Annotated in this window: 8 protein-coding genes; 3 read left to right on the top strand and 5 right to left on the bottom strand. The window is 63.0% G+C overall.

Annotation, left to right across the window (positions count from 1 at the left end; genetic code table 11):
- The 3 genes from ABI213_RS03320 to ABI213_RS03310 form a co-directional block, all read left to right on the top strand.
- Window positions 1-953 (top strand): peptidoglycan-binding protein (locus tag ABI213_RS03320; RefSeq protein ID WP_348026102.1); only part of this gene is annotated, 953 nt, incomplete at its 5' end.
- A gap of 4 nt (window positions 954-957) precedes the next feature.
- Entirely contained in the window at window positions 958-2103 is a 1146-nt protein-coding gene (gene dprA / locus ABI213_RS03315) for a DNA-processing protein DprA (protein ID WP_348026100.1), read from the top strand.
- Window positions 2104-2148: 45 nt separating this feature from the next.
- A complete protein-coding gene (locus tag ABI213_RS03310; RefSeq protein ID WP_348005993.1) occupies window positions 2149-2640 on the top strand; it encodes a DUF494 domain-containing protein in 492 nt (163 codons plus the stop codon).
- A gap of 58 nt (window positions 2641-2698) precedes the next feature.
- Here the strand turns inward: ABI213_RS03310 and ABI213_RS03305 are convergent, their stop codons facing one another.
- The 5 genes from ABI213_RS03305 to ABI213_RS03285 form a co-directional block, all read right to left on the bottom strand.
- The gene (locus tag ABI213_RS03305; protein WP_348026098.1) at window positions 2699-5092 is read right to left on the bottom strand and encodes a DUF1631 family protein; all 2394 of its coding nucleotides are present in this window, start codon (window positions 5090-5092) and stop codon (window positions 2699-2701) included.
- Window positions 5093-5106: 14 nt separating this feature from the next.
- Window positions 5107-6063, bottom strand: coding sequence for a protein translocase subunit SecF (gene secF / locus ABI213_RS03300; protein WP_348005991.1), 957 nt, complete (start codon window positions 6061-6063; stop codon window positions 5107-5109).
- A gap of 12 nt (window positions 6064-6075) precedes the next feature.
- Entirely contained in the window at window positions 6076-7956 is a 1881-nt protein-coding gene (secD, locus tag ABI213_RS03295; protein WP_348005990.1) for a protein translocase subunit SecD, read from the bottom strand.
- Between the two features lie 24 nt (window positions 7957-7980).
- On the bottom strand, window positions 7981-8316 hold the full coding sequence (gene yajC / locus ABI213_RS03290) for a preprotein translocase subunit YajC (RefSeq protein ID WP_348005989.1): 336 nt from the start codon (window positions 8314-8316) through the stop codon (window positions 7981-7983).
- Window positions 8317-8511: 195 nt separating this feature from the next.
- On the bottom strand, window positions 8512-10488 hold a 1977-nt coding region (locus ABI213_RS03285; RefSeq protein WP_348026097.1), incomplete at its 5' end, for an indolepyruvate ferredoxin oxidoreductase family protein.

Here is a 10488-nt window from a genome sequence, read left to right as displayed (position 1 = left end):
GGGGCATGAACCAGCAAGAAATTCGCAATCCGCACCGCATCTACCCCGGCCAGCAGCTGCTGCTGCTTAAGAAAGACGGCCGGGCCATGCTGCTGGCAGGCCAGGCGCAGCCCAACGACGGAGTGCGCACCGTGCGGCTGTCACCACGGACCCGCATCGAGAATCTGGGCGACAACGCCTTGCCCACGTTGCAGACCAATCTGATCGAGCCGTTTTTGGCCGAACCCCTGATCGTGGACGAAAACACCCTGGCGTTGGCACCGCGCATTGTGGCCACTGCAGACGAGCGGATCTTGCTCAGCCGGGGCGACCGTGCCTATGTGCGCGGGCCGCTGGAAGCGCCCCTGCTGGACGGCAAAGACAAGCCCTGGAACTTCCGCGTGATGCGCCAGGCCACGCCGCTACGTGACCCGGTCACCAAGGAAGTGCTGGGCTATGAGACCCAGTACGTTGGCAAGGTGGTGCTGGTCAAGGGGGAAAGCCGCCAGCCCTCGGGCCTGCTCGACAAAAATGGCCAACCGCTGGTGGACATCGTGCCCGCCACCGTCGATATCCAGTCGATCAAGGAAGAAATCAGCGTGGGCGACCGCCTGCTGCCCGAACCCGAACGCGAGCTGCTGAACTTTGTGCCGCGTGCGCCGTCGCAAAACGTCGATGCCCGCATCGTTTCGGTCTACGGTAGCACCTCTATCGCCAATGCGGCCCAGTACCAGATTGTGGTCATCAACAAGGGCACCAAAGACGGCATTGAGCGGGGTCACGTGCTGTCGCTGCTGTCCGCCGGCGCAAATATGGTGGACAGCACCGATGCCACCAAAACCCGCATCCAACTGCCGGACGAGCAAAACGGCCTGCTGATGGTGTTTCGCCCGTTCGAGCGCCTGTCTTATGGCCTGATTCTGGAAATCAAGACCGGCGTGAAAATCGGCGACCGGCTAACCACGCCACATTGAGGGTATGGACCGGGACGAGCTGGCAGGCTGGCTGCGCCTGCTTCTGACACCCGGAGTCGGCAACGCCAGCGCGCGCCGCCTGATGGCCGCCTTTGGTCTACCCCAAGCGGTGTTTGCGCAGCCGGCCACCAGCCTGCGTGACATCGTGACCCCGGCGCAGGCCCAAGCTCTGCAGCAAACCCCGCCCGAGCTAGATGCGCAGCTGGAAACCACTGCCCAATGGCTGGCCACCACCGGAGCCGCCCCACGCAGCCTTGTCACCTTGGGCGATGCCCATTACCCCGTCGGCCTGCTGGCCATGGAAGACCCACCGCTGTTGCTGTATGCGCTGGGCCGTACCGACCTGTGGCAGGCCGCCAGTACCCAGAACATCGCCATCGTCGGCAGCCGCAACCCCACGCCCCAGGGCGAGGCGAATGCGCGGCAGTTTGGCAAGGCCTGCGCCCAGGCCGGGTTGACTGTGGTGTCGGGCTTGGCCCTGGGCGTGGACAGTGCGGCCCATCTCGGTGCGTTGGAAGGCGCAGCCGGGGCGACAGACCGGCTGGCCACCATCGCCGTGGTGGGCACCGGGCTGGACCGCGTCTACCCCAAGCGCAACCTGGCCCTGGCCCACCAGATCGCACTGCATGGCCTGCTGCTCAGCGAATACCCACTGGGTACGCCGCCGCTGTCGGCCAACTTTCCCAAACGCAACCGTTTGATTGCCGGATTGACCCAGGGCACGCTGGTGGTCGAAGCCGCGCTGCAATCGGGCTCGTTGATCACTGCACGGCTGGCCTCCGAGCAGGGCAAGGAGGTGTTTGCGGTACCTGGCTCCATCCACTCGGCCCAGGCCCGAGGCTGCCATGCGCTGATCAAGCAAGGGGCCAAACTGGTGGAAAACATCCAGGATGTGCTGGACGAGTTGAAGTTGTCTAGTACTCCTGATTTCATAGCTTCTCACGCAGATGTCGCCAGCGCCAACGGCCAAAATGGCACTGAAAATCCATTGCTCACGGCCTTGGGCTATGACCCCGTAGGCCTGGACGCGCTGGTCGCCCGCACGGGCATTTCCGCGTCCCAGCTACAAGTCCAACTGCTAGAACTGGAGCTGGACAACCAGGTGGCGCGCCTGCCCGGAGGGCTTTTTCAGCGCATTGCCCACACTTAAAAGTTGCGACCGACCTACGCCAGGTTTCTGCGCTATATTGGGTTCATGTTTGAAGTACTCGTGTTCGTTTATGAAAACTACTGGCGCGGCGATGCCTGCCCCGAGTCGCCGCAATTGGGCCGCAAATTGTCGGCGGTCGGCTTCGACGCCGATGAAATCGAGGAGGCGCTGCGCTGGCTGGACGGCCTGCACCAGGCCTCGCACAGCCCCGACCTGGCCCTGACCGCCCCCATTCTTCCAGTCGAGGCGATCGCTTTCCCCGCCACCGACAGCCTGCGCATTTACTCTGTGGCCGAGCAAGACCATCTGGGGGCCGAATGCCTGGGGTTTGTGAGCTTTCTGGAAACCGCCGGGGTACTGGCCCCGATGATGCGCGAAATCGTACTGGACCGCGCCATGGCCGCCAATGGCAGCCCGGTGACCTTGGACGATCTGAAAATCATCATCCTGATGGTCTACTGGAGTTTTGGCGAGGAGCCGGATGCGCTGGTGCTCGACGAGCTCTGCGACGACGCATCGGACCGGGTAGCCCACTAGTCTTTTAGGCCGTTAGCGCCCATAGCATGAGCGCAAGCAGCTGCAAAAAACGTAGCAACTAGGCGAGCAAGCGCTCGGGATTCGCATCCAGCTTGGCCAATGCGTCGCGGGTGGCGCGCAGGGTCAACGCTTCTTCTTCTTGCGGCACCAATAAACCGGCTTGCAGATACGCGGCCAGGCGGCGGGCCTGGATCAGGTAGCTGCGGCCGTCCATGGCTGCAAACAGATGCAGTTGCTTGCGTTCGCTGCGCCAGGCGAACTGCACGCGGTTGACCTGGCGGTTGTGGTCCAGCATGAACCAATGCCCCAACTGCAGCTCTTGCGCCCAGGCCAGCATGGCATCGGTGGGCTTGGAGCCACCGTCGGCAATCACGTCGATGGTGGATGCATCCATACCCAGCATCATCTCGATGCTTTCCGGGTCCAGTGGCAAATCGCCGGTGGCTTCGTCGCTGAAGAAGTCTTCCAGGTTGGCCAAGTGTGCAGCCATGGAATCGATGCGGGCCTGGGGAATGGCCTCGGTCTTGGACATAAAGGCATCGGCCAGCGTGTCGCTGATGGTCTTGATGTGCGCCTCTTGGGCTGGCGTTTCCAGCCCCAGCAGGCCCATGCCCTGGCGCAGGCGCTGCAGCAAGGTGGGCAAGCTTTGGATGACTTTGGCGCGGTCGGCGCGGTTGGGCTTGGCGCTGGCCGACCAGACGAGTTCGGAGGCGGCTTTTTTCAGGGCCACGGTGTCTTCGTGTTGCGCTCCGTTGCGTACCGCCGCCATGGCCAAGACCTCGGCCCAGATCTTGAACAGAAACTCTCGGATCTCTTCGCGCACCGGCATGTCTTTGAGCATGTTGCGCAGCTCAATGGTGTACTGGATGGCCAAGGTTTCCTTTTGCTCCACCTGCTGTGCCAGGCTGACCAAACGCTGGGTACTGCATTTTTCGGTCAGGAATTTGGACAAAAACACCACAAACTCGTCGAACACCAGCTGGAATACGCGCCGGCCGGTTTCTGGGTACTGCTCAATCACCTGCACCACGCGGCGGATCTCGGCCTCCATGGCGCTGCCGTTGATGGCCCGTGCATCAAAGCCCATCACACAGGAGCCCATACGGTCGATCAGTTGGCGTGCCGGGTGGTCTACCGTACTGAAAAACTCGGGTTCGGCCAGGGCCACGCGCAGCACTGGCAGTTGCAAACGGGCAAACCACACCCGCACCGATGGCGGAATGCGCTCTTCGGCCAGGATGCTCTGGAACATCAGTGCGACCACTTCGATGGTGGCTTTTTCTGCTTGGGTGGCGGCTTTTTGCTTGAGTTCGTTGGAGCGGTCGCGCAGCACCGATGCGGCACGGGAGACATCGGCCACGCCGTATTCGTAGCGGTCGGTTGGCGCTGCCATGCCATCGGACATGGGGTCGGTATCACCGCCGTCGCGCTTGCGGGCAATCGCCCGCGCCAAGGCGGGCGACACTGGATGCTGCTCGGTGGCATCAAAATCACTGACGTGGTCGTTCAGCATGCGCTTCAGGTGGCCCATCACGCCCTGGGCCCGTCGCCGTGCCCGTGCCAATGGCGATACCGCTGTCATCATGCGGGTTTCGTCGGCTGCTTGGCGTGCCCCTCCAGCGCCAGGGGTTCTGCCACCGCCATCCAGCCGTTGCATGTCGTCCGCTGCGCCGCCACCTTGTCGACCCGCCGACAGGTTCGAAGGTTGAAAGCGGGTCACGTTCCCGTCGGGATCAAGACCCCCAGGCCGCGAAGTTGCTTCCTGGGTGGCGCGCGGCACGGCGGTTGCCGCTCCAGCAGCGTCGCTGCGCTTCACACGGGAGCGCAAGTCGACGGTGGGGATCACGCCGCGGGACAGCAACAGGGAATTGCAGGTCTCAAACGCATGCACAAAATGGTTGGCCAGCTCACGTTGCATGGCATCGGTGACCAGCGGCAGGATATTGCGCGCCAAGCCCACTGCCATCCATTGCTCGACCAGCGCCAGCATCATTACTTCGGGGCGGATCGGGTCGTGGCTGGCCAGCTCGTCGGTGGATTCCAGCAACTGGATGCGGGCGCACAGATTGCCATAGGCCTCGCCCAGCTTGTCCAGACTGAACTGGGACATGCGCGAAGCCAGTATTTTGTTTTCGACGACATCGTCGCCCATCAGCTCGAACTGCGATACGCGGTGGTGCGCCGGGGAAGGATTGGCCGTTGGCAGCAAGGCCTTTTGCCAAGCGGTGGCGGTGCCTTGTTCCCAGGTCCGGCTGTGTCGCTGGAAGGCGGTCCAGGCATCCTGGCGCTCGTGCATTTCACGGGTGGTGTGCGCTTCTTCAAGGAGTACCGTCAAGCGCGCAGTCACCGCCCGGCTGACTTCGCCCATGGATTGCCCCATCTCCGTGACAAGGCTCTCGCGCGCAGTGCGAGCGAGTTGCCGGTCGGGGTTGGAAGGGGCGTTAGAGGCCATGTTTCAGACGCAGGTCAGACGATTGCGCCTGCGTTGGGGTCGTTGGGGTCTTCGTCTTTCTTGTTGCCAGTGGCTTTGACCAAGTCTTCCCGCCGAATACCCAGCCACATAGCGATGGCCGCCGCCACAAACACCGACGAGTAAATGCCAAAGCAGATGCCGATGGTGAGGGCCAGCGCAAAGTAATGCAGGGTCGGGCCACCGAACACCAGCATCGACAAAACCATGATCTGGGTAGAGCCATGGGTAATGATAGTGCGGCTGATGGTCGATGTAATGGCGTTGTCAATCACCTGCATCGAAGTCATTTTGCGAAAGCGGCGAAAGTTCTCACGAATCCGGTCAAAGATCACCACCGACTCGTTCACCGAATAGCCTAGCACCGCCAGCACCGCCGCCAGCACCGGCAGCGAAAACTCCCACTGGAAGAAGGCAAAAAAGCCCAGGATGATGACCACGTCGTGCAAATTGGCGATGATGGCCGCCACCGCAAACTTCCATTCGAAGCGGATGGCCAAGTACAGCATGATGCCCGCCACCACGAATGCCAGCGCCTTCAGCCCGTCCACCGCCAGCTCGTCACCCACCTGCGGACCCACAAACTCGGTGCGTTTGAGCACTACCGCCGCGTCCCCGGTCTTCAGCGCAGCCAGTACCTGGTCGCTCTGCTGGGCCGAGGTCACGCCTTTTTGCACCGGCATGCGGATCAGCACATCTTGCGAGGTGCCAAAGTTTTGCACCTGCACATCTTGCAGGCCCAGGCCCGCTACCAGGGTGCGTACCTTGGTCAGGTCGGCGGGCTGCGAATAGCTCACCTCCATCAGGGTGCCGCCGGTAAATTCCACCGACAGATGCAGCCCGCGCGAGAACAAAAAGAAAACCGCCGCCAAAAAGGTGACGAACGAGACGATGTTGAACACCAGCGCATGCCGCATAAACGGAATGTCGCGGTGGATCTTGAAAAACTCCATGCTGACGCGTCCTTACTTGACTGGGGTTTCGGCGGCCGCTGCGGGCCGCCACACGGTGCCGATGGACACGGTTTTGAGCTTCTTGGTGCGGCCATACCAAAGATTGACCAGGCCGCGCGAGAAGAACACGCTCGAAAAAATACTGGTGGCAATACCCAGAACGTGCACCACGGCAAATCCGCGGACAGGGCCCGAGCCAAAAGCCAGCAAAGCGATGCCGACGATGGCGCTGGTGATGTTGGAGTCCAGAATCGTCGCCCAGGCGCGGTCAAAACCGGCGTGGATGGCCGCTTGCGGTGAGGCACCGCCGCGCAGCTCTTCGCGCACGCGCTCGTTGATCAGCACATTGGAGTCGATGGCCATACCCAGCACCAGGGCCATGGCGGCCATACCCGGCAAGGTCAGCGTCGCCTGCAGCATGGACAACACCGCCACCAGCAACAACAGATTGAAAGCCAGCGCAATGCTGGAGAACACGCCGAACAGCATGTAGTAGCAGCACATGAAGATGGCCACGGCCACAAAGCCCCAGGTCACGCTGTGGAAGCCCTTGGAAATGTTTTCCGCACCCAGGCTCGGGCCAATCGTGCGTTCTTCGATGATTTCCATCGGCGCGGCCAGCGAACCGGCGCGCAACAGCAGCGAGGTGTCGTTGGCTTCCTGGGTCGTCATGCGACCCGAGATTTGCACCCGGCCACCGGCGATTTCAGAGCGGATCACCGGAGCCGTCACCACTTCGCCTTTCCCCTTTTCGAACAAGATGATGGCCATGCGCTTGCCGATGTTTTCACGCGTCACATCCTTGAAGATGCGCGAACCCTTGGCGTCCAGCGTCAGGTTGACGGTGGGCTCCTGGGTCTGGCTGTCGAAGCCGGGCTGGGCATCGGTGAGGTTTTCACCGGTCAACACCACTTGTTTCTTCACGATGACGGGCTGGCCGCTGCGTTCCAAGTAGCGTTCGTCGCCAAACGGCACAGCCCCGGCACCCGCTGCGGCGGCACCGGCTTCGGTGCTTTCGTCCACCAAACGCACTTCCAGCGTGGCGGTGCGGCCCAGAATGTCTTTGGCCTTGGCCGTGTCTTGCACGCCGGGCAACTGCACCACGATGCGGTCCAAGCCCTGCTGCTGGATCACCGGCTCGGACACGCCGAGTTCGTTGATCCGGTTGTGCAGGGTGGTGATGTTCTGCTTCAGTGCCTGGTCTTGCACGCGGCGTGCCGACTCGGGGCGGATGGTGGCGGTCAGCTTGTACTCGGTGCCGTCGGGCGCGTCGGTGGTGATCAGGTCGGGAAACTGGTCCTGCACCACGGCTTTGGCGGCCGCCAGGGTCTCGCTGTCGCGAAAGCGCACTTCAATCGCCTGGCCGTTGCGGGCGATGCCGCTGTGGCGTACGTTTTTGTCGCGCAGGCTGGTGCGCAGGTCACCGGCCAGGGATTCGGCTTTTTTGGTCAGTGCGGCCTGCATGTCCACTTGCAGCATGAAGTGCACGCCACCGCGCAGGTCCAGCCCCAAATACATGGGAAAGGCGTGCAAAGCGGTCAGCCACGAGGGCGAGCGCGACAGCAGGTTCAGCGCCACCACGTAGTTGGCATCGTTGGTATCGGGCACCAGCGCCTTTTGCACCACGTCTTTGGCCTTGAGCTGGTCGTCGGTGTTGCCAAAGCGGGCCTTGACCGAAGTGCCTTCGATGCCGATCAGGTCGGGGGTGAGGTTGGCGGCCTTGAGTGCGTCTTGCACCTTGGCCAGGGTGGTGTCGTCGATCTTGACCGACGCGCGGGCGGCAGAAACCTGCACCGCGGGAGATTCACCAAAGAAATTGGGCAGGGTGTAAATGGCCCCCACCAGTAGCGCGACCAGGAGGATCACGTACTTCCATACCGGGTATCGATTCATGGTCGCGCTTGGGTCCTGGCTTGGTTACTTGACGGTGCCTTTGGGCATGACTTGGACCACGGCGCTGCGCTGCAGTTGCACTTCTACGCCGGTGGCGATTTCCAGGCTTAAAAAGCCGTCGCCCATCTTGGTGACCTTGCCGATCAGGCCGCCCGCGGTAGCGACTTCATCGCCCTTGGCCAGCGCTTCCAGCATGGTGCGGTGTTCTTTTTGCTTCTTCATCTGGGGGCGGATCATCACGAAGTACAGCACCACGAACATCAACACCAGGGGCAGCATGCCCGTCAGGGACGACATCATGTCGCCGCCCGTGGCAGCAGCAGCGGGGGCGGTTTGGGCAAAAGCAGAAGAAATAAACACAGAAGGCTCCAACGACAAATGGCAAAAATAAACCCGCAGACACAGCACAACAGGTGCCGTGCGACTGGGCGGGGGTAGAACCAATTGTATGCCGCTGTGTTGGTGCTTCGGAATCGGTGCTTGCCATAGGCACCGCACCGCAGGGTTGCTATGTTTTCAGTAGCTGCTTGCGCAGATTCAATAAGCGCTGGAAGCCTATTCCGTGCTGGTTTTGAAAGCGGCCAACGCAGCCGCCCACTGGATGCGGGCCGCCGCCAGGTGCCGCGCCTTGATGTGGCCGTAGCCGCGGATCTGCTCTGGAATGCGGGCCACCTCAATGGCCGCCGCATGGTTGGCGGCGCTGAGCTGCGGCAGCATCTGCGTGATGCTTTCGCGGTACTCGCCCACCAGCGCCCGCTCGGTGCGCCGCTCGCTCTGGTAGCCAAACGGGTCGAACGGCGTGCCGCGCAGGCCTTTGAGCCGGGCCAGCAGCTGGAAGGCCCAGCGCACGCCGGGGCCAAATTTTTGTTTTTGCAGCACACCCTGGGCGTTCTTTTGGGCCAGCAGCGGCGGCGCCAGGTGGTAGTGCAGCTGGAAGTCGCCCTCAAACTGGGCCTGGATGCTGGCCAGAAACGCCGGGTCGGTGTGCAGCCGTGCAACCTCGTATTCATCCTTATAGGCCATCAGCTTGAACAGGTAGCGGGCCACGGCCTCTGTGAGCTGCAAGTGGGCATCCAGCGGCTGCTCGGCCTGGCGCACCTGGGCCACAAAGGCGCTGTAGCTGGCGGCGTAGGCGGCGTTCTGGTAGCCGGTCAAAAACGCCACGCGGCGCTGCAGCATGGCGTCCAGCGGCTCGCGGGCATGCCACTGGATGGCTTGCGCCGGGGCGGCCACGCTGGCCGGGTCGACCGCCGCGAGGCGGCCCCAGGCGAAAGCGGTCTTGTTGGCCTCCACCGCCATGTTGTTGAGCTCGATGGCGCGCAGCAGCGAATCCAGCCGCAGCGGCACCCAGCCCTTTTGCCAGGCGTAGCCCAGCAGCATGGGGTTGGCGTACAGGCTGTCGCCCATCAGGCTGTTGGCGGCCGCATCGGCATCGAAGCTGGCGATGCCGTCCAGCCCCGCCGCGCGCACGATTTCGGCGGTGCAGGCGGCCGTGGGGTTTTGCCAGTCGGCGTTGTGCACAAAGGCCGCCGTGGGGGCGGTGTGGGTGTTCAGCGCCACGTGGGTGCGGCCCGGGCGCATGCGCAGCAGGGTTTCCTTGCCTGCCGTGACCACCGGGTCGCAGCCCAGCACCAAATCCGCTGCGCCTGCGCCGACCCGGGTGGTGCGGATAGCCTCTTGCCCCGCGTCCACCGGTGCCAGCAGCACGTGGCTCCAGGTGGCCCCGCCCTTTTGCGCCAGGCCCGCCGCGTCTTGCGTGACGACGCCCCGGCCCTCCAGGTGCGCGGCCACGCCCAGCAACTGGCCCAGGGTGATGACCCCGGTGCCGCCCACGCCCGCCACCACGATGCCCCACACGGCGGTGGTGCTGGGCAGTACCGGCTCGGGTAGCGGGCTGCCAGTGAAAGGCGACAGCGCCTGCGCAGGCTTTTTCTTGCGCAGTTGCCCGCCCTGCACGGTCACAAAGCTGGGGCAGAAGCCTTTGACGCAAGACATGTCCTTGTTGCAGCTGGACTGGTTGATCTGGCGTTTGCGGCCCAAGGGCGTTTCCAGCGGTTCCACACTCAGGCAGTTGCTTTGCACACCGCAGTCGCCGCAACCTTCGCAGACCAACGGGTTGATCACCACCCGGGTGGCCGGGTCTACCGCTGTGCCGCGCTTGCGGCGGCGGCGCTTTTCGGTGGCGCAGGTCTGGTCGTAAATGAGGATGGTGGTGCCCTTGATCTGGCGGAACTCGCGCTGGATGTCGTCCAGCAGGTCGCGGTGTTTGACCTCCACGCCCGCCGCCAGCGCGATGCCCTGGTACTTCTCCGGCTCGTCCGTCACTACTACGGTTTTGATAGCGCCTTCCGCAAGCACAGACTGCGCAATCTGCACCACCGAGTGCCCTTCTGGGCGCTCGCCAATCTGCTGGCCGCCGGTCATGGCCACCGCATCGTTGTACAAAATTTTGTAGGTGATGTTGACCCCCGCCGCAATCGCCTGGCGGATGGCCAGCAGGCCGCTGTGGAAGTAGGTGCCGTCGCCCAGGTT

The organism is Rhodoferax sp. (genome assembly GCF_039922535.1).
Classification (GTDB): Bacteria; Pseudomonadota; Gammaproteobacteria; order Burkholderiales; family Burkholderiaceae_C; genus Rhodoferax_B.
The sequence above is the reverse complement of the archived record's forward strand: the minus strand, read 5'-3'. Positions and strand labels throughout refer to the sequence as shown.

What these genes read in the sequence shown, in the direction of transcription:
- dprA (WP_348026100.1), top strand. Translation starts at nt 958, where the DNA reads ATGGACCGGGACGAGCTGGCAGGCTGGCTGCGCCTGCTTCTGACACCC.
- ABI213_RS03310 (WP_348005993.1), top strand. Translation starts at nt 2,149, where the DNA reads ATGTTTGAAGTACTCGTGTTCGTTTATGAAAACTACTGGCGCGGCGAT.
- ABI213_RS03305 (WP_348026098.1), bottom strand. Translation starts at nt 5,092, where the DNA reads ATGGCCTCTAACGCCCCTTCCAACCCCGACCGGCAACTCGCTCGCACT.
- secF (WP_348005991.1), bottom strand. Translation starts at nt 6,063, where the DNA reads ATGGAGTTTTTCAAGATCCACCGCGACATTCCGTTTATGCGGCATGCG.
- secD (WP_348005990.1), bottom strand. Translation starts at nt 7,956, where the DNA reads ATGAATCGATACCCGGTATGGAAGTACGTGATCCTCCTGGTCGCGCTA.